Annotated in this window: 17 protein-coding genes and 1 tRNA gene; 5 read left to right on the top strand and 13 right to left on the bottom strand. The window is 70.6% G+C overall.

From position 1 onward, the window contains the following. Positions 1 to 8: 8 nt before the first annotated feature. Both AC3E6M_RS03095 and AC3E6M_RS03090 read right to left on the bottom strand, forming a co-directional pair. Positions 9 to 1,982 carry a S9 family peptidase gene (locus AC3E6M_RS03095; protein WP_490529006.1) on the bottom strand — a complete coding sequence of 658 codons (1,974 nt, stop codon included), beginning with the start codon at positions 1,980 to 1,982 and terminating at the stop codon, positions 9 to 11. A 2-nt stretch (positions 1,983 to 1,984) separates the two neighbouring features. Continuing rightward, a complete protein-coding gene (locus AC3E6M_RS03090; protein WP_138175223.1) occupies positions 1,985 to 2,749 on the bottom strand; it encodes an SDR family oxidoreductase in 765 nt (254 codons plus the stop codon). Positions 2,750 to 2,911: 162 nt separating this feature from the next. Between AC3E6M_RS03090 and AC3E6M_RS03085 the strand changes: the two genes are divergently transcribed. Both AC3E6M_RS03085 and AC3E6M_RS03080 read left to right on the top strand, forming a co-directional pair. After that, positions 2,912 to 3,709, top strand: coding sequence for a glycerophosphodiester phosphodiesterase family protein (locus AC3E6M_RS03085; RefSeq protein ID WP_138175221.1), 798 nt, complete (start codon positions 2,912 to 2,914; stop codon positions 3,707 to 3,709). 109 nt (positions 3,710 to 3,818) lie between these two features. Continuing rightward, positions 3,819 to 4,190, top strand: coding sequence for an RNA polymerase-binding protein RbpA (locus tag AC3E6M_RS03080; protein WP_138175219.1), 372 nt, complete (start codon positions 3,819 to 3,821; stop codon positions 4,188 to 4,190). A gap of 16 nt (positions 4,191 to 4,206) precedes the next feature. Here AC3E6M_RS03080 and lnt read toward each other — a convergent pair whose 3' ends face one another. The 9 genes from lnt to AC3E6M_RS03035 all read right to left on the bottom strand — a co-directional run bounded on the left by lnt (position 4,207) and on the right by AC3E6M_RS03035 (position 14,147). Further along, positions 4,207 to 5,772, bottom strand: coding sequence for an apolipoprotein N-acyltransferase (lnt, locus tag AC3E6M_RS03075; RefSeq protein ID WP_490529005.1), 1,566 nt, complete (start codon positions 5,770 to 5,772; stop codon positions 4,207 to 4,209). Between the two features lie 59 nt (positions 5,773 to 5,831). Then, positions 5,832 to 8,306 carry a DEAD/DEAH box helicase gene (locus AC3E6M_RS03070; protein WP_490529004.1) on the bottom strand — a complete coding sequence of 825 codons (2,475 nt, stop codon included), beginning with the start codon at positions 8,304 to 8,306 and terminating at the stop codon, positions 5,832 to 5,834. Further along, the gene (gene tatC / locus AC3E6M_RS03065) at positions 8,303 to 9,061 is read right to left on the bottom strand and encodes a twin-arginine translocase subunit TatC (RefSeq protein ID WP_138175252.1); all 759 of its coding nucleotides are present in this window, start codon (positions 9,059 to 9,061) and stop codon (positions 8,303 to 8,305) included. The genes AC3E6M_RS03070 and tatC overlap by 4 nt, the downstream gene beginning before the upstream one ends. Positions 9,062 to 9,124: 63 nt before the next feature. Continuing rightward, complete coding sequence (gene tatA / locus AC3E6M_RS03060) at positions 9,125 to 9,376, bottom strand: Sec-independent protein translocase subunit TatA (RefSeq protein WP_138175215.1); 252 nt, start codon at positions 9,374 to 9,376, stop codon at positions 9,125 to 9,127. Between the two features lie 79 nt (positions 9,377 to 9,455). Next, positions 9,456 to 10,439: a helix-turn-helix transcriptional regulator gene (locus AC3E6M_RS03055; RefSeq protein WP_138175213.1), complete on the bottom strand. Its 984-nt coding sequence runs from the start codon at positions 10,437 to 10,439 to the stop codon at positions 9,456 to 9,458. Then, complete coding sequence (locus AC3E6M_RS03050; protein ID WP_490529003.1) at positions 10,436 to 11,428, bottom strand: helix-turn-helix transcriptional regulator; 993 nt, start codon at positions 11,426 to 11,428, stop codon at positions 10,436 to 10,438. The genes AC3E6M_RS03055 and AC3E6M_RS03050 overlap by 4 nt, the downstream gene beginning before the upstream one ends. A 26-nt stretch (positions 11,429 to 11,454) precedes the next feature. Next, positions 11,455 to 12,411 (bottom strand): FKBP-type peptidyl-prolyl cis-trans isomerase, encoded by a 957-nt coding sequence (locus AC3E6M_RS03045; RefSeq protein ID WP_490529002.1) that lies wholly within the window; start codon positions 12,409 to 12,411, stop codon positions 11,455 to 11,457. 9 nt (positions 12,412 to 12,420) lie between these two features. After that, entirely contained in the window at positions 12,421 to 13,446 is a 1,026-nt protein-coding gene (locus tag AC3E6M_RS03040) for a tRNA (adenine-N1)-methyltransferase (protein ID WP_490529001.1), read from the bottom strand. Beyond that, on the bottom strand, positions 13,443 to 14,147 hold the full coding sequence (locus AC3E6M_RS03035; RefSeq protein WP_138175205.1) for an HAD family hydrolase: 705 nt from the start codon (positions 14,145 to 14,147) through the stop codon (positions 13,443 to 13,445). The genes AC3E6M_RS03040 and AC3E6M_RS03035 overlap by 4 nt, the downstream gene beginning before the upstream one ends. 96 nt (positions 14,148 to 14,243) lie before the next feature. On the opposite strand from AC3E6M_RS03035, the gene AC3E6M_RS03030 reads away from it, so the two are divergent. Beyond that, entirely contained in the window at positions 14,244 to 15,110 is an 867-nt protein-coding gene (locus tag AC3E6M_RS03030; RefSeq protein ID WP_138175203.1) for a PAC2 family protein, read from the top strand. A gap of 58 nt (positions 15,111 to 15,168) precedes the next feature. Here the strand turns inward: AC3E6M_RS03030 and AC3E6M_RS03025 are convergent, their stop codons facing one another. Beyond that, positions 15,169 to 16,017, bottom strand: coding sequence for an undecaprenyl-diphosphate phosphatase (locus AC3E6M_RS03025; protein WP_490529000.1), 849 nt, complete (start codon positions 16,015 to 16,017; stop codon positions 15,169 to 15,171). A gap of 8 nt (positions 16,018 to 16,025) precedes the next feature. Beyond that, complete coding sequence (locus AC3E6M_RS03020; protein ID WP_490528999.1) at positions 16,026 to 17,327, bottom strand: M20/M25/M40 family metallo-hydrolase; 1,302 nt, start codon at positions 17,325 to 17,327, stop codon at positions 16,026 to 16,028. 138 nt (positions 17,328 to 17,465) lie between these two features. Between AC3E6M_RS03020 and AC3E6M_RS03015 the strand changes: the two genes are divergently transcribed. Both AC3E6M_RS03015 and AC3E6M_RS03010 read left to right on the top strand, forming a co-directional pair. Then, positions 17,466 to 17,550: transfer RNA gene (locus AC3E6M_RS03015), tRNA-Leu, on the top strand. Positions 17,551 to 17,676: 126 nt separating this feature from the next. Beyond that, positions 17,677 to 18,720: an isopenicillin N synthase family dioxygenase gene (locus tag AC3E6M_RS03010; protein WP_490528998.1), complete on the top strand. Its 1,044-nt coding sequence runs from the start codon at positions 17,677 to 17,679 to the stop codon at positions 18,718 to 18,720. The last annotated feature ends 43 nt before the right edge of the window (positions 18,721 to 18,763 follow it).

Below are 18,763 nucleotides of genomic sequence, written 5' to 3'. Positions count from 1 at the left end.
TCTCTGGGTCAGGCGGTCGGGAGGTGCCGCTCCCACCAGTCGAGCACGGCGTCGAACCGCTGGACGCGGTGCCGCGGGCGGCCCGCGCGGGTGAGCTCGTGGTCCTCACCGGGGAAGACGAGCATCTCGGCCTCGACACCGGCCTGCTTCAGCCCCGCGTAGTACCGGGTGGCCTGCTCGAGCGGGCAGCGGAAGTCCAGCTCGGAGTGCAGCACGAGGGTCGGCGTGCGCACCCGACCGACCACCGCCATCGGGCTCTGCGCGGCCATGAGCGCCGGATCGGTGCCGACGTACTCCTGCCCGAAGAACGAGCCGATGTCGCTCGACCCGGGGAACGCCGTCGGGTCGAGGAACCCGCGCTCCACGATGGCGCCCGCGAACCGGTGGTCGTGCGCGATGATCCACGCGGTCATGTAGCCGCCGTACGAGCCGCCCATGACACCGACGCGGTCGGCATCCAGGCGCGGGTCGGCGTCCACGACGCCGTCGAAGAAGTCCATGACGTCGAAGTAGTCGAGCGTCCCCATGGCCTGGCGGATCGAGCGCCCGTGCGCGCGACCGTACCCGGCGCTGCCGCGGGGGTTGCTGTAGACCACGGCATAACCCGCATCGACGAGCACCTGCGTCTCGTCGAACAGGTGGATGCCGTACGACGCGTACGGGCCGCCGTGGATCTGCAGGATGACCGGGAACGGTCCCTCACCCTCGGGGACGGCGACCCACCCGTGCACGGGGTATCCGTCGCGTCCGGCGACCTCGTGCTCCTCGGGGATCACGACACCGCGCTCGCGCACGGCCGCGCCGTGATCGGTGAGGACCCGCGCCGGCGCGGAGCCGTCGACGAGCACGAGCTCACCGAACGACGTCGGCGACGCCACGGATGCCACGACCCGCGCGCCCGCGACCGCGTGACCGGCGACCTCGACGTCGCCCCCGAGCACCTCGCTCACCTCTCCCCCGCGTGTGATGCGCAGCAGCCGTAGGCGGCCCCGCGTGCGGTTCTGGACGAGGACGTCGTCGCCCGCGAAGGACACGTGCGAGCCGACCTCGCCGAGGTCGATCGTCTCGGGGTCGGTGAGCGGACGCGGGCCGGTCTCGGTCAGCATCCACAGGCCCGTCCCCGGGGCGACGAAATCGACACCGGAGGCACCGACGTCGTTGCCGCGCAGGAACACCGTGCCGTCGGGGGCGACGGCGACCTCGTCGATCGAGAGGTTCGCGTCGGTCGAGAGCAGCTCGCGCGCCTCTCCCCCCTCGACGCCGACCTCGACCACGCGCGAACGCAGATCGCGGGCACGATCCTCGATGTCGTTGGGGAGGCTCAGCAGTGCGCGGCCGTCGGCGCTCCACGTCACGCCCGACCAGCTCGTCGCGCCATCGGTGAGCTGCTGCGGCGCAGAGGCGACGACCCGCTTCTCCGGCGTCACGACGTCCGGGGCCGGTTCGTAGAACGGCTCCGCGTCGGCGGCGGGGGCATCGACGACGAACAGGTGCGCCGGGCGGTCGAGATAGCCGTGGCCATTGGCGTGCCAGCGGATGCCGGTGATCCGGCGCGGCGGTTCGGCCGCGGCATCCCGTCCCTCCACCGTGCCGTAGCGGCCGGGCTCGACGACGCGAGCGGTGAAGGCGAGGCGGGTGCCGTCGGGAGACCACGCCGCCTCGGTCACTCCCCCGGGCTGATCGGTGACCTGCACCGGCTCGCCGCCCGCGGCGGGGACGACGAACACCTGTGCGCGGCCGCGGCCGTCGGGACGCAGGAACGCGATCGTGGAGTCGTCCGGCGAGAGGCGGGGAGCACGATCAGCGACGCCGCGCGTGAGGCGGCGCGGCGCCCCGTCGGGCAGGTCGAGCCGCCACAGCTGGCCCACGGCGCGATCGGCCGTGACGTCCGGGCGGGAGGTCGCGTACACGGCGAACCCTCCGTCCGACGACAGCGCCGGCCGCCCGACGGAGACGAGGGTCTCGATGTCGACGGCGCGCACGATCACTCCCCTCCGAACGAGTCCGTGTCTCCCACGAGGCGAGTGTTGTCGGCGGGAACCGGGTCGACGGCGGCCCGCGCCACTTCGGCGGCGAACTCGGACACGTTGTAGAGCTTCCCGGCGTCCTCGCGGCGCGCGGCGATCGCTCCGGGGTTCGCGCGCTCGAGCAGCGTCGCGGTGATGGTGCCCTCGATCATGTCGCCGGAGACGACGGTGAATCCGACACCGCGCTCCTCGAGAGCGGGGATCTTCTCGCGCAGCGCGTCTTCGCCGGCCCGCTTCGAGAGGGCGACCGGCTCGTACTCCGGCATCGTGGGGGTGGTACGGATGAAGTGGGCCTGGTGGCTGGTGACGAACACGACGCGCGAGCCGTCGCGCAGCAGCGGTAGCGCGCTCTCGAGGACGTTGACCTGGGCATCGCGGTTGAGCTTCAGCGCGTAGTCCTCGGCCATACCCGACTCCATGCCGCCGGACGCGTTGAGCACGAGGACGTCGAGCCCGCCGAATGTGCGCTCGACCTCGTCGAACATCGCCTGCACCGACGCCGGGTCGGTGAGGTCGGCGCCGACGACGAGCGCCTCGACCCCGAGCTCGCGCAGCTGCGCGGCGAGCTTCTCGGCGCGGGGGGCCTTGTTGCGGAAGTTGATGACGACGTTCGCGCCGGCCTCGGCGAAGTAGCGGACCGTGTCGGCGCCGATGCCGCGCGACGAACCGGTGACGAGGGCGGTCTTGCCGCTCAGGGAGCCGGACGGGAGGGTCTGGGACACGGGAACTCCTGACGATTCGAGATCGGATGCCGCTCGCCGACGATGGGCGAGGGCGACCTGCCTACCCTACCCAGCCGGGGCCGCGAGGCCCCGGACGCGCGGCCCCGCGGCGATCACGTCGGCGTTCTGCGCGCGTGCTACGTTCGGCCCCGGAGGTCCCGGATGCTCTCGTCGTCGCCCACACGCCACCCGTTCCTCGCCCCCGCGGGGCCCCGGGTTCTCGCCCATCGAGGCCTGGTGACTCCGGATGCCGCCGCGCTGGGCGTCGTCGAGAACTCCTTCGCCGCCGTCGCCGAAGCGCATGCCGCCGGCGTCGGCTACGTCGAATCGGACTGCCACCTCAGCGCCGACGGGACCGTCGTGCTGTTCCACGACGACGACCTGTCCCGAGTGACCGGCGACCCCCGCAAGATCGCCGACGTCCGTCTCGCCGAACTCGAAGATCTCATGGCCGACCGTGGCGGCCTCGTGACACTCGCGCAAGCCCTCGAGTCCTTCCCCGACGTGCGGTGGAACCTCGACGTCAAGGCCGAGGCGGCCGCCGCACCCGTCGGGCGCCTCGTCGCCCCCCACGCCGCGCGCGTCCTGCTCACCAGCTTCTCGGACGACCGTCGACGCGTCGCCCTGGCCGCGGCCCGGACGGCCGGAGCCCCGATCCGACCCGCGACCTCACCCGGCTCGGCGACCGTCGCGCGACTGGTCGCCGCTCACACCCTCGGACTCCGCGGCACGGTCCGGCGCCTGCTCCGCGACCTCGACGCCCTCCAGATCCCCGAACGGCAAGGCCCCGTCCGCGTCGTGACACGCGGGCTGGTGCGCGCCGCGCACGAGGCCGGCGTCGAAGTGCACGTGTGGACCGTGAACGACACCGGCGACATGACGCGGCTCCTCGATCTGGAGGTCGACGGCCTCGTCACCGATCGCGCCGACCTCGCGCTGTCGATCGTGAACGGACGCTGAACAGCCGGTGACCTGAGCATCGTCTGTGAATCTCGCCGCAAGGCGCTCGGTTCGAATAAAGCGCACAGGTGGGGCCGTTATACATGGGGACCGACGAGAGGACCACACAATGGCAGATCGCAGTCTTCGAGGCATCCGACTCGGCGCACAGAGCCTTCAGAGCGAAGACGGGGTCGTTTTCCACGACCGGGCCCAGCACACCTACGCCTGCAGCACCTGCGGACGAGAGACGGTGCTGACCTTCGCCGCCGACGCCGAGGTTCCCCCGGCTTGGGAGTGCCGCACGTGCGGCGCCGAGGCGCTGCTGCGCATCGGCGACGGCACCGCCACCGTCGATCACAGCGACGACAAGGCGCCCCGCACGCACTGGGACATGCTCCTGGAGCGCCGCTCCATCCCCGAGCTCGAGGAGCTCTTGGAGGAGCGCCTGGCCTTCCTGCGCGCCCGACGCGGCGGCGGAGACCAGAAGATCAGCGCTTAAGCGCCGTTCCGCGGATTCAGGCGCCGGTTCCTTCGGGAGCCGGCGTCTTCTTCGCGTTGCGCGACCGGAGGCCGAGGATCAGCCCCGCCGCGGCCAGGGCGGCGATACTCCCCCACCCCACGGCGATCTTCACCGCCGGACCGATCACGACGGCCGGCGTCAGACCCGTGCGCAGTGGCACGTCGGTGAGCATGTGGCCGGCGGTGTCGACCGGCAGTTCGTCGACCGTGGAGCCGTCGGGGGCGATGACCTGGCTCGTCCCCACGGTCGAGAGGTTGACCACCGAGCGGCCGGTCTCGATCGCCCGCATACGGGCGAACGCGAGTTGCTGGAGGTTCTCGTCCGTTCCGCGGAAGTCGGCGTTGTTCGTCTGGAACATGAACACCTCGGCGCCCTGCGCGGCGCCGTCCCACACGACGTCGTCGTAGATGACGTCGAAGCAGATCGCCAGTCCGACGCCCACGCCGTTCACGTCGAACACGGGGCTCGCCGTGCCCGGTGTGTACTCGCGTCCGATGAGCCCGATCAGGTCCGGAGCGAACGGCTCCCAGAACGCGCGGTCCGGGACGTACTCGCCGAAGGGCACCGGGTTGCGCTTGTCGTACGTCTGCAGCGGCCCACCCTCGGCCGTCCAGAGGAGGGCGGAGTTGTACAGGCGCGACCCTCGCTCGGTCACCGCCGAGACGAGCAGCGGAGCGTCCATGCGGCGGGAGAGCTGGCTGAGCACGTCCGCGGTGGCGGGGTTCTGGGTGGGGTCGGAATCCACGCCACCCTCGGGCCAGAGCAAGACGTCCATCTTCTCGCCGAAGAGCGGGGCGGATGCCGCGAGCTGCGCGTTCAGCACGGCGTTGCGGCTGCGCTGATCGAAGTAGCCGGCCGGGCCGTTCCCCTGGACCGCACCCACGCGCATCGATCCGGCATCCGTCGTCGGGAACTGCGGAACGAGCAGGAGGGCGACGAGCACGATCGCGATCGGGACGGCCGCGACGGTCCGGCGCACGCGGGAGAGCCGGACGCCCTCGATCGCCATCGCGCACAGCAGGACGGCCAAGAACGACAGCCCCGACATGCCTACCCACGAGGCGGCCTCGGCGAACGGGCCGTTCACTTGCGAGACGCCGATGCGCCCCCACGGGAACCCGCCGTAGGGCCAGGACCCGACGATCTGCTCCCGCAGCGTCCACAGCCCTGCGACCACGGCGGGCAGTAGCAGCAGCCGTCCCGCGCGCCCCGGGGCGAGGCGCGGCAGCCAGCGGTAGGCCACCGCGATCGGGACGGCGAACACCGCCGTCAGCAGCGCCTCGAGCCCGGACAGCGCGATCCACGGGATGGGGCCGAGATAGCGGGCGGTGAACAGCAGATTGACCGAGAAGAAGGCGGCCCCGAAGAGGAACCCGACCAGCACCGCGGACCAGACGCGGCGTCCGGCCAGAGCCACGAGCGCCATCGCCACCGCCGGAAAGGCCATCGGCCACCAGGCCAGGGCCGGGAACGCCGTGACCAGCAGCAGACCCGCCGCCGTCGACAGCGGAGCGGCGACCGCCAGGGGGACGATCGGTCGCGGCGGGGCGGCTAGGGGCACCCGACCAGCCTAAGCGGCGGAACGCGCGACGATCGCTCCCGGGACGACCGACACCGTCATCAGGCCGAGGTGTAGGCGACGATGCCGCGTCGCACCGAATCCAGCGCCGTGCGGGCCGTCGTGGCGAGCTTCGGCTCGGCGACGAGCGAGATCTGGTCCAGCAGGTCGATCGTCTGCTTGGCCCACCGGACGAAATCGCCCGCGGCCATATCGGCCAGGGTGAGAATGCTGTCCAGCGGAAGCCCGCGTGCCCACCCGTGCATCGCCGGGGCGAGGCCCGAGGCGGGCGACTCCGACCCCGGCAGGCGGTGGTCGCGTTCGAGGTCGTCGAGCTCTTGCCACAGCGTCTGAGTGGCATCCAACGCCACGCGGAAGGCCCCGCGGGGCAGACCCCTCTCCCCCGGCCCGGCTTCGTCGCGGCGCGGCTCGTAGACGAGGCAGCACGCCAGCGCCGCCAGCGACGGCGCATCGAGGTCTTTCCAGAGCCCCTGGCGCAGAGACTCGGCCACGAGCAGATCGCGCTCCCCGTAGATGCGGCGCATCGTCCGCCCCGCAGGGGTCAGCTCCGTCGAGCCGTCGGCGCCGATCTCGACGTACTCCAGGGCGGCGAGCACATCCACGACGCGGTCGAACACCCGGGCCACGGTGCCGGTGCGCTGGTCGATCTGCTGCCGCGTCTTGTCGGTCGAGCGCTTGAGCTTCCAGTAGCGCTCGGCCCACCGGGCGTGGGCTTCGCGGTCGGGGCACGAGTTGCAGGGATGCCGCTGCATCCGGCGCCGGAGCGTCTGGATCTGTTGCTGCCGCTCATCGCGCAGGCGTCGCGGGGCCGTCGCATCGCGGCGATTGATCTTCTCGAGATCCGAGAGTTCACGACGGATCGTGGAGTACTCGCGAAAATCTCCGCGGTCGCACGTCATCGCGGTGTCGTACCCCGCCAGCGACTCCTCGGCCTCTTTCACCTGGCGAGCGAGCCCCACGACGGAGCGGTCGGCCTGGAACTGCGCGAACGAGGACTCCAGGATCTCGCGCGCGCGGGCACGACCGAACCGGTCGATGAGGTTCACGGCCATGTTGTATGTGGGCCGGAAGCTCGAGTTCAGCGGATACGTGCGGCGCGAGGCCAGCGCCGCGACCGATTGCGGTTCGAGGCCCTCGGTCCACTGCACGACGGCGTGGCCCTCGACGTCGATCCCGCGCCGACCGGCGCGCCCGGTGAGCTGCGTGTACTCGCCCGAGGTGATGGCCACGCGGGCTTCGCCGTTGAACTTCTCGAGCTTCTCGAGCACGACGGTGCGGGCGGGCATGTTGATGCCCAGGGCGAGGGTCTCGGTGGCGAAGACGACCTTGACGAGCTTGCGGCGGAAGAGCTCTTCGACGACCTCTTTGAAGGCCGGGAGCAGCCCGGCATGGTGGGCGGCGAGACCGCGCTCGAGGTTCTCGCGCCATTCCCAGAAGCGCAGGACCGCGAGATCCTCGTCCTTGAGCGCGAACGTCAGCTCGTCGACGACGCGACGGATCTCGGCGCGCTCCTCGGACGAGGTCAGCCGCACGTCGGACCGCCGCAGTTGCTGCACGGCGGCGTCGCAGCCCGCCCGACTGAAGATGAAGAAGATCGTCGGGAGCAGGTGATTGCGCCGCAGCAGGTCGACGACCTGCGGACGGTCGATGCGCTCGATGCGGGGAGCCTGCGCGGCGCGGACCGGGCGCTGCCCTCCTCGCGGCTGACGTCGGCCGCCGGCGTGGCGTGCCGAACGGTACTGCTGCGCCTGGCGATTGTTATCGTAGGTCGAGGCGTGCCCGCCGCGGATGCGCAGCAACTCCTGGTTCACCTGGGCGGTCGCGACCCCGGCGCGATCGTCGAAGAGAGGCAGCAGGTCTCCCCGTACGAGCACGTGCTGCTCGAGCGGGACGGGCCGCGTCTCGGACACGATCACCTCGGTGTCGCCGCGCACCGTGTCGAGCCAGTCGCCGAACTCCTCGGCGTTGGACACGGTCGCCGACAGCGACACCAGCCGTACCGATCGCGGCAAGTGGATGATGACCTCTTCCCACACGGCACCGCGGAAGCGGTCGGCGAGGTAGTGCACTTCGTCCATCACGACGAACCGCAAGCCGCGCAGGGCCGGAGAGTCGGCGTACAGCATGTTGCGCAGCACTTCGGTCGTCATCACGACGATCCGCGCGGAGGCGTTGATGTTGGTGTCGCCGGTGAGCAGGCCCACCTCGTCGTCGCCGTACACCTCTTGCAGCTCGTGGAACTTCTGGTTCGACAGCGCCTTGATGGGCGTCGTGTAGAACGCCTTGTCGCCCGGCTCGAGCATCGCGAGGTGGATCGCGAACTCGCCCACGATGGTCTTCCCTGCGCCGGTGGGCGCGGCCACGAGCACGCTGCGGCCATCCTCGAGGGCCTGACAGCCGGCGAGCTGGAACGGGTCGAGCTCGAACCGCTGCGACTCCGCGAAGTCGGCGGTCAGGGGATGCTGTGCGCGGGCCGACGCCCGGGCGAAACGGTCGGCTGGGCTCAGTCCACTCACGCGGTCGATCCTGGCAGTCCCGCCGCGACGGCGCGACGGGCCTTGCGTCGGTCGAACAGCATCGATACGCCGGCCGCGGCGACGAACAGGACGATCAGGATGCCGGCGAGCATGAGCATGCTCACCACGTCGGCGGCGGGGGTCGCGAGGGCCGCGAACACCGTGGCGATGATGATGGCGACGCGCCAGCCCTTGAGGATCGCGCGCCCGCTCATGACGCCGGCGACGTTGAGCGCCACGAGGAACACCGGCAGCACGAACGCGACGCCGATGACGATCATGAGCTTGAAGACGAAGTCGTAGTAGTCGGACGCGTTGTAGAAGTTGACGCCGCCTTCGGGCGTGAATCCCCACATCAGCTCGATGACGTGCGGGACGATGAGCATGCCGACCCAGCACCCGATGAAGAACAGCGGAACTGCGGCCGCGACGAAGCCGACCGTGTACCGGATCTCTTTGCGCGTGAGCCCGGGCATGATGAAGGCCCAGATCTGCCAGAGCCACACGGGGGCAGAGAGGAAGATACCGATCGAGAACGCGATCCGCATGCGCAGATCGAACGCGGACGTCACGTTGGCGAAGTTCAGCGCCGAGAAGTCGTCCCCGCGACGTGCCGTGATGACGCGGATGGGCTCAGTGATCCAGTCGATGACCGGGTCGGTGACGATGAAGGCCACCACCATGCCCAGGATCAGTCCCGCGGCGGCGATCATCAGGCGCTTGCGGAGCTCGACCAGGTGAGCGCCGATCGACATGCGCTTGTCTCGCCGCGGTCCTTCCGGCATCTCGATCCGCGGCGGTCCTGCCGTGGTCACGCGCTATGCAGAGGTGTCGTTCGAGGCGCGTCGCTCAGGCGTGACGGACGGGGCGGCATTCGCCTCGGTGGCACGGGGAGCCTCGGGCGCGACAGCTCCGTCGTCGTCGCGCTTCATCTCTTTCATCTCGCTCTTGAAGACGCGAGCCGACTGGCCCACGCTCTTCGCGAGCGCAGGGAGCTTCGCGGCGCCGAACAACAGCAGAATGACCGCGAGAACGATCAGCAGGTGCCATCCGTTGAGATTGCCTAGCATGAGAACTCCTCGTCTCGTTCGGGCGTTGGGGTTCAGTCTAACCCGACCCCGCCAGCGACGGCCGGAGCACGACCGTCGTTCACCCTACGGGCGAGACATCTCCTGCGTACTGCGACAGACCCGCGGCCGCCCACGCGGCGGCCGCGCGCCGGGCGCCCGTGGGCTCGAGCAGTTCCACCTCTCCGCCGCGTCGGGCGGCGAGACGCTTCAGGCTCTGCTCGTCGGCCAAGCGCATCGATGCCACCGCCGCATCGCCCTCCGCCTCGATAGTGGCGCGCTCGAGATAGTCCGACATCAGCGGAGCCACGGCCAGCGGGAAACGGAATCGTGCGACGACCTCGTCGTCCGCGGGGGCGAACAGCTCGGGCACGGGGTCGGCGCCGTGGAGCGCGGGGATGTCCGTGAGCTCGGGGTCGCTCACCCTCTCGAGGTGGAACGTCCGGACGGCCTCGCGAGTGTGGCACCAGCCCTGCAGGTACCACTGCCCGCCGGCGATGTGCACCTTGATCGGGTCGACCGTCCGCGTCGTCGGGCCGGCACCGGGTGCGCGGTAGGTGAACGACACCGCAACGTGTCGACGCAGTGCGCGGTCCACGACGTCGCGGACTCCGTCGACCGGCCCCGGAGCGACGATCACCGCCGGCGGCGTCGACGACGCGCCCCGCGCGAGTTTGGCCAGCAGCCCCGACACGAGAGCGCTGTCTCCCACTCCGGGCAGAGTGCGGGTCAACTGCAGACCGGCCAGCAGGGCGGCGGCCTCGCGCGCCGTGAGCCGGGGAGAGCGCTCGAGCCCGACGGTGTTGGTGATCGAGATCACGTCGTCGCGGTCGAGCAGGTCCCAGTCGATGTCGAAAAGCTCGTTCGGCAGCTGCCAGTACCCGCTTTCGCCGGGGAGGCCGATGACGGTCAGTCGCTCGACCATCGCCCGCATCTGGTCGGGCGCGACGTCGAAGTCGGCCGCGGCTTCGGCGATCGACACCTCGCCCTTGCCGACGATGTACGGCACGAGCTGCAGCAGCAGTGCCGCGCGGTCGAGGGCCGGCAGAGATCGATCGGAGCTCACGCGGCACCCCCGTGCAGCGCGAGGGTCGCACGGAGGCGCCGGATGACCTCGTCGCGCAGGTCGTCGGGAGCAACCACGCGCACCTCGGGTCCGTACGAGGCGAGTTCATCGGCGAAGACGTGCAGATCGACGTAGGGCACGACGATGCCCTGCGGCGCGGGGTCGGCGCGGCGTGAGAGCCGCAGCGCCGCCTCGGTCCCGGGGTGCACCTCGAGCAGCGCACGCTGACGGCCCGCAACGGACTCGAGACCGGCGAGGGCGCGCTCCCCCGCCCCCTCGCGCAGCGCCTCGTCGAAACGCTCGCGCGTCACCGTGACGTCTCCGACGATCCGCGAGAGGAGGAACGTGCGCTCGGCATCCATCGTCAGGTCGAAACCGAACACGTGCCATCGCGCCTCGTACTCCAGCAGCGCCAGCGGGCGGATCCGACGCTCGCGCGACCGCGCGTCGCCCGGGCGCAGATAGCGGAACGTGACCACGCGGCACTGCTCGATCGCGCGCTGCAGCGCGGGGAAGGCGGCATCCCGTGCGCGGATGCGGGGCGCGTAGCCGATGATCGGCTCGTCGACCGCGATGCCCAGCGCGCGGATTTTGCGCAGACCGCTCCGGGCGTCCGCCGAGAGCGACTCGCTCCCCCACACGCTGCCGGCGATGTTCAACAGCGCGACCTCGGCGGGGCTGAACGAGATGTCCTCGGGGAGTGAGTATTCCGCGGTCGGCACCCGGTACCGCGCCTCGCGCAGGTCTTCGGGGTCGGCGCGATCGCCGATCGTCTCGATGGGCACGCCGAGACCGCGCAGGTTCTCTTTGTCGCGCTCGAACATCTTCTCGAGCGCATCCTTCGACGCACCCGCTTCGTATTGCTCGCGATAGCCGGCCACCGACGACAGGATCGTGTCCTTCGTCAGGCCCTGCTCGGTCGCCATGAGCGCGACGACGAGGTTGACCAGACGCTCCTCAGGAGCGGGTCGGGACGAGGTGGCGGACACCCGCCCATCCTAGGCGCGGGCCGGACTCAGCCGTCGACGCCGATGATGTCGAAGACGTAGACCAGAGCGGTGTCCGCCGGGGCGCGGAACGCCTGCTGATCGGCAGCCGTCTGGTCGGCCGGGACCACGACGAGCACTTGCGAGCCCACCGTCTGGCCCTCGAGGGCCGCGGCGAGCTCTTCGGGCAGCTGTGAGGGTGCGGCAGTGATCGGGGTCTTGCCCCAGGTCGACGCGAACTGCTTCCGGTCGTTCCACGCCACGCCCAGGACGTGGACGCGGGCGGTCGAATCGGCGGTCAACTCGGGTCCGTCGCCCTTCTTCAGCGTCTGCACCGACACGTCCGACGGCGCGTCGCCGTCGGGGATCGTGAGGCCCGGCTGCCCATTGGGCGCGCGGACCACCGTCGGAAGACCGAAGCCCGCCGTGAACTGGTCGGCGCCATCGGCCGCGGGGAGGTACACGCGCTCGACGTCGGCGACGACGACGGCCGAGCCGCCCTCGGGGATCTGCAGGCCCTGGGCCGCCTGCGCGCCGACGGCGTCGTAGGGCAGGGAGACCACGACGCGGGAGCCCTGCGTGGAGCACAGGATCGCGGACGAGAAGTCGGGGAAGGTGGCATCCCAGCCGGACAGCGGCTGCGCGTTGCTGATGTTGCCGTCGTAGCGCGACCCCACGATGCGCTCACCCGTCACGCCGTTGTACACGGTGAGGTCGAGGAGCACGAGCTGGTCGGGCTGCGTGATGCGCTCACCGTCGCCCGTGACCACGGTCTGCACCGAACGAGCGTCCGGCAGGAACGGCGACCGCACCTGCACCTCGGGCGGCGTCCCGACCTCGCCCGAGACGGTCACGGCCGCGGCCGCGCGCGGGTCGGCGGTGGGCGCCGCACAGGCGGAGCCGTCGGTACCGGCGGATGCCGAGCATCCGACGAGGCCGATTCCGGCCAGAGCGGTCACGGCGACGAGGGCGGGAAGTCTGCGCACCGGATCAGTTTAGGCGGTCGCGTCGGGGGTCTCCGTCGCCCCCGGGTGCTCCCCGCCGCGCTGCCGGACTCCATCCGCGGCCTTCTGCGCCTCGCGCACGCGCTTGCGGAGGTTCTTGTCGGTGATCTCACGGTCGCCGACGGCACCGGGGGTCCACAGCTCCACGTCCTCGTCACCGTAGCTCGACTTCGACGCGCGGCGCTTGACCTCGGGCGGCACCGCACCGGGCGCGAGGCGCCGGGCCGTGATGAGGAACCCGGTATGAGCGACCATGCGGTGGTCGGGGCGGACGGCGAGACCCTCGACGTGCCATCCGCGCACCATGGTCTCGGAGGCATCCGGGTCGGTGAACAGGCCCGTCCCGCGGATGTACTCCGCGACGCGGCTGAGCTGCGTCGCCGTCGCCACGTAGCAGAGCACGACGCCGCCGGGCGTCAGCGCGTCCGCGGCGGCGTCGATGCACTCCCACGGCGCGAGCATGTCGAGCACGATGCGGTCGACGGATGCCGGGGCGACGGCATCCGGGAGGTTCTCGACGAGGTCGCCGACGACGACCTCCCACGTGGACGGGAGCTCGCCGTGGAACGTCTCGACGTTGGCGCGGGCGACGTCGGCGAACTCCTCACGGCGCTCGAACGACACGAGCCGGCCGGACGGACCGATCGCCCGCAGGAGCCACAGCGACAGGGCACCCGAGCCCACGCCGGCCTCGACGACCGTCGCGCCGGGGAAGATGTCGGCCTGGGCGAGGATCTGCGCGGCATCCTTCGGATAGACGATCGCGGCACCGCGCGGCATCGACATCACGAAGTCGCGCAGCAACGGACGCAGGGCGAGGTAGTCGTGGCCGGAGCTGTTGGTCACGACGCTGCCATCGGGCTGCCCGACGAGCAGTTCGTGCTGGAGGACCCCGTTGTGGGTGTGGAGCTCGCCGTTCTCGCGGAGCGTGATGGTGTGCATCCGCCCCTTCGGACCGGTCAGCTGCACGCGGTCGCCGACCCGGAAGGGTCCGCTCAGGTGCGGGGTCTCGCTCATCGGGTCTCCTGCGGGTTCGTGGCCGTGGTCAGGGCCGGGGCGTGGGCGGTGTGAAGGGCGGCGAGGTCGGCCGCGGTGCGTCCGTCCAGCGTCGGCCACAGGGCGTGCGCCCCGAGTCCGTCGAGCGGCACCATGAGCGGCACCCCGAGCGTGACGGCACCGCTGGCGAGCGCCGAGCGCAGACCGTTCGGGGAGTCCTCGATGGCCACGGCACGGGCGATGTCGATCCCCAGCGCGGCGCTCGCCTGGAGGTACGGGTCGGGGTGGGGCTTCGGGCGCGCGACGTCGTCGCCGGCGACGACGATGTCGAACGCCGGGAAGTCGATGAGGTCGGCGATCGCCAGGGCCATGCGGCGCATCGACATCGTCACGAGGGCGGTCTTGGCACCGGAGCGGCGGAGATCGGCGAGGAGTTCCCGCGCCCCCGGTCGGAACGGCACACCGGTCTCGGCGAGCTGACGGAGCACCTCGTCGGTCAGGTACGCGATGATCTCGTCGACACCCCACGGCACACCGGCGTTCTGCAGAAGCCGCGCCGAGTCCTCGAGGGCGAGGCCCACCATGCCCAGCGCCTGTTCATGCGACCACGTGCCGCCGAAGCGCTCCACGAGCGGGGTCTCGGCGGCCATCCAGAAGGGTTCGGTGTCGACGAGGGTGCCGTCCATGTCCCAGAGGACCAGAGCGGGGGCGGGAGAAGTCATCGTTCCATCGTATCGAGGGCGGCACCGCCCCCGAGCGCTCCCCGGGGTGCATGCGCCTATCCTGGAAGCCAGCCCCGCAGGGGCAGAGGAGGTTGCGTGGACGCACTGGGTCGCCGGATCATCGTCGCCGCTTTCGACGGCTGGAACGACGCCGGAGAGGCGGCCTCGGCCGCCACGTCGATGCTGCGCTCGGGGGTCGAGTACGAGGTCGTGCACTCGGTCGATCCCGAGCTGTACTTCGACTACCAGTACACGCGCCCGCAGATCGGGATGGATGCCGAGGGTCGGCGCACGCTCACCTGGCCCGAGGCGACACTGCTGCGGCCGGCGCAGCGCACCGACGACCCCGAGATCTGGCTGCTGGTCGGGGTCGAACCGGCGCGCGCCTGGCAGGCCTTCGCCGCCGAGTTCATCGACGTCGCGCTGCGCGAGGACGTCACCGGTTTCGTATCGCTCGGCTCGATGATGTCCGACGTGCCGCACACCCGGCCGATCTCGGTGTTCGCCGGAAGCGAGAACGAAGCGATACGTCAGTCGCTTTCGCTCGAGCGCAGCCTGTACGAAGGCCCGGTGGGAATCCTCAGCGCCCTCGGCGACGCATCCGAACGTGCCGGCATCCCGACCGCCAGCCTCTGGGCGAGCGTGCCGCACTACGTCGCGGGGCACACTCCCTCGCCCAAGGCCACGCTCGCTCTGCTCGACCGGCTCCAGACGATCACCGGGATCGAGGTTCCGCGCGGCGAGCTCGCCGCGGAGGCTCTCGCCTGGGAGGCGTCGATCGACGCGGCCGCCGCCGACGACGAGGAGATGCGCGACTACATCCACCAGCTCGAGCAGACGCGCGACACGTGGGACTCGCCCGAGGCGTCCGGCGACGCAATCGCCCAGGAATTCGAGCGGTACCTGCGCCGCGGCGGCGACGGGCCCACCAAGCCCGGACGGGACGACCCGCCCCGCCGCTGAACGAAACGCCCGACGGCGCCGTCCCCGAGGGGGCGGCGCCGTCGTGATTCGTGCGGGCTCAGCCGGCGATGATCGCGGACTCCGCCGGGACGATACCCGTGAGCAGCAGGACGATGACCACGATGCCCAGCACCACGCGGTAGATCACGAACGGCAGGAAGCTGCCCTTCTTGAGGTACTGCATGAGGAACGCGATCACGAGGTACCCGGCGACGAAGGCGATGACGGTCGCGATGCCCGTCTCGCCGAGCGTGTACGGGCCCGTGCCCTCGTCGAAACTCTTGTACAGCTCGTAGAACCCGCTCGCGAACACCGCAGGCACGGCGAGGAGGAAGGCGTACTCGGCCACCGCCGTGCGGTTGTACCCGAGGGCGCGACCGAGGGTGGTCGTTGCGCCGGAGCGTGAAACGCCCGGCACGAGGGCCAGCGCCTGAGCGAACCCGTAGGCGAGGCCGTGCGGGTAGGTGAGGTCGTCGAGGTCACGGCGCCGCTTGCCGTAGTGGTCCGCCAGGCCGAGCAGGATGCCGAACACGATCAGCACGACCGCCGTGATCCACAGGCTCCGGAAGTTGTCGCGGATCAGGCTCTGAAGCAGGAACCCGAGCACGGCGATGGGGATGGTGCCGATGATGATCAGCCACCCCATGCGGGCGTCGGGGTCGTTGCGCGGCACCTTGCCGGTCAGCGAGCGGAACCAGCGCGAGATGACGCGGCCGATCTTCTTGCGGAAGTAGATCAGCACCGCCAGTTCCGTGCCGATCTGCGTGATCGCGGTGAACGTCGCACCCGGGTCGGTCTGTGACGGCAGGAATTCGCCCACGATGCGCAAGTGAGCGCTGGAGGAGATGGGGAGGAACTCGGTCAGGCCCTGGACGAGCCCGAGGATGATGACCTCGAAGATGTGCATGGAGTCCTTCAGTACGTCCGGATGAGGTCGGCGAGGACTCGACGACCGAACTCGAGCGCGTCGACGGGAACGCGCTCATCGACACCGTGGAACATCCCGGTGAAGTCGAGATCGGACGGGAGTCGCAACGGCGCGAACCCGTAACCGGAGATGCCCAGGGCGGCGAGGGCCTTGTTGTCGGTGCCGCCGCCCATGAGGTACGGGATCACCGGGACGCCCGGGTCGTGCCGCCCCAGCTGGGACACCATGGCATCCACGAGGTCACCCGAGAACGGAACCTCGAGACCGATGTCGCCGTGGACGACCTCCACCTCGATGTCGGGCCCGACGATGCGCCGGATGTCGGCGAGTGCCGCCTCTTCCGTTCCGGGAAGCACCCGCACGTCGATGAGCGCCTCGGCACGGTCCGGGATGACGTTGTGCTTGTAGCCGGCGGTCAACCCCGTCGGGTTGGTCGTGGTGCGCAGCGTCGATCGCAGGAAACCGGATGCCGCCCCCGCGCGCAACGCGAGGGCGTCGGGGTCACGGTCGTCGGCGCCGGTCATCTCGGCCAGGCCCGCGAGCAGTTGCGTCGTCGTGTCGGTGAGCGTGATCGGCCAGTCGGTGCGGCCGAGCGCGGCGACGGCTTCCGCCACGGCGGTGACGGCGTTGTCGGGGTGCAGCGCACTCCCGTGACCAGCGCGACCGCGGGCGACGAGCTTGATCCACAGAAGCGCCTTCTCACCGACCTGCAGCAGGTAGGCGCGACGGTCGTCGACCGTGATCGAGTAGCCTCCGACCTCGCTGATGGCCTCGGTCGCCCCGGCGAACCACTCGGGGCGATCGCGGATGACCAGCGCCGAGCCCTCGACCCCGCCATTCTCCTCGTCGGCGAAGAACGTCACGACGATGTCGCGCTCAGGCTGCTCCCCCGCCCGCAGCACATCGGCGACGGCCGTGAGGATCATGGCATCCATGTCCTTCATGTCGACCGCACCGCGGCCCCACAGGATGCCGTCGCGGATCTCGCCCGCGAAGGGGTCGACGCTCCAGTCCTCGGCGACGGCGGGCACCACGTCGAGGTGCCCATGCAAGACGAGCGCGGGCTTCTCGGGGTTGCGCCCGGGAACGCGCGCGCACACGTTCGTGCGGCGCTCGACCGGCTCGTAGTACTCGGTCGCCAGCCCCACTCCTTCGAGGTACGCCCCGACGTACTCCGCGGCCTCGCGCTCGCCGCGAGACCGACCCCCACCGAAGTTCGTGGTGTCGAAACGGATGAGGTCGGCGGCCACGCGGGCGACCTCGGGCGGGTCGGCATCGTGCTCGGACATGCGCACTACGGTACCCGGGCCGGGCCCCCTCCCCCGCCCACGCGCGACCGGGACGCGCCCGGGAGCGACCTCGGTTCGAGGCGGGGCGCCCGGCGTGGTAATGTCGTTCTTCGTTGCGAAAGCAGCGAACACCCAGATGCGCGGGTGGCGGAATAGGTAGACGCGCTAGCTTGAGGTGCTAGTGCCCGTATAGGGCGTGGGGGTTCAAGTCCCCCCTCGCGCACAGAATGAAGGCCCCGGATTCGTCCGGGGCCTTTTTCGTTGCCGCCGCACGACCTGTGACACCGGCGAAACGCTCACGTGACATCGCGCGCTTAGCGTCGAGTCATCTCGCAAGAACGGATGCCACATGTACCGGTTCGACGTTCCCACTATCGATATCTCCCCCTGGGCCGGCCCCGGGCCCGACCACGCACGTGCGGCCGTCGTCGCCGCCGTCGACCACGCCTGCCGCACCGTCGGGTTCATGCAGATCGTGGGTCATGGCATCCCGAACGTCGTCGTCGACGACCTCGAAGCCGGGATCGATGAGTTCTTCGCGCTGCCGCTGGAGGTCAAGAAGCAGTACGTGCGTCCGGCGGGTGAGAACCGCGGATACACCCCGCCCAAGAGCGAATCGCTGAGCTACAGCCTCGGCGTCGACCCGGTGACGCGCATGAACGACTTCTTCGAGGCGTTCAACGTCGGGACGTCGTGGCGGGAGTATCCCGGGACCGCGGCGACCGCCGCCGACTACGCCGAGAACGCGTGGCCGGATGCCGTTCCTCCTTTCCGCTCCGCGGTCGAGGAGTACTATGTCGAGGCTCGGCGGGTCGCCCGCACCCTGACGCAGATCTTCGCCGCCGCCCTGCGCGTGCCCGAGGACTTCTTCGACGCCCTCACCGACCACTCCATCGACGTCTTGCGGATGAACAACTACGCCCTGCCGCCGGGCTCGATCGAGCTCGGTGCCGAACTGACGGGCATGGGCGAGCACACCGACTTCGGCCTGGTCACCGTGCTGTGGGCCGATCAGGTGGCCGGGCTCCAGGTACTGGGGCTGGACGGATCGTGGAACGACGTCATGCCCGCGGACGGGGCGCTGCTGGTGAACATCGGCGACGTCGCCGCGCGTCTGACCAACGACAAGTGGCTCTCGACGCTGCACCGCGTCAAGCCACCCGTGATCGACGGGACGATCGAGCGGCGCCGGTCGGCGGCGTTCTTCCACGACGGGAACGCGGATGCCGTCGTCGACGTGCTCCCCCACTTCGTGACGCGCGAAGCGCCGGCACTGTACGAGCCGGTCACCGTCGCGCAGCACATCGCCGCGAAGCTCGCCGGATCGCGCGCCGGCCGCAAGAACCTGACGGCCGTGCGCGAGGCGGCCCGGGTGACGGCGAGCCACGGCTAGCCAGCCGGGGGCGGGTTGGGGCCTGCCAGCCGGGGGCGATAAA

The organism is Microbacterium sp. SCPM-O-B-15248 (M128), from assembly GCF_058214835.1.
This window is presented reverse-complemented; position numbering and strand designations above follow the sequence as displayed.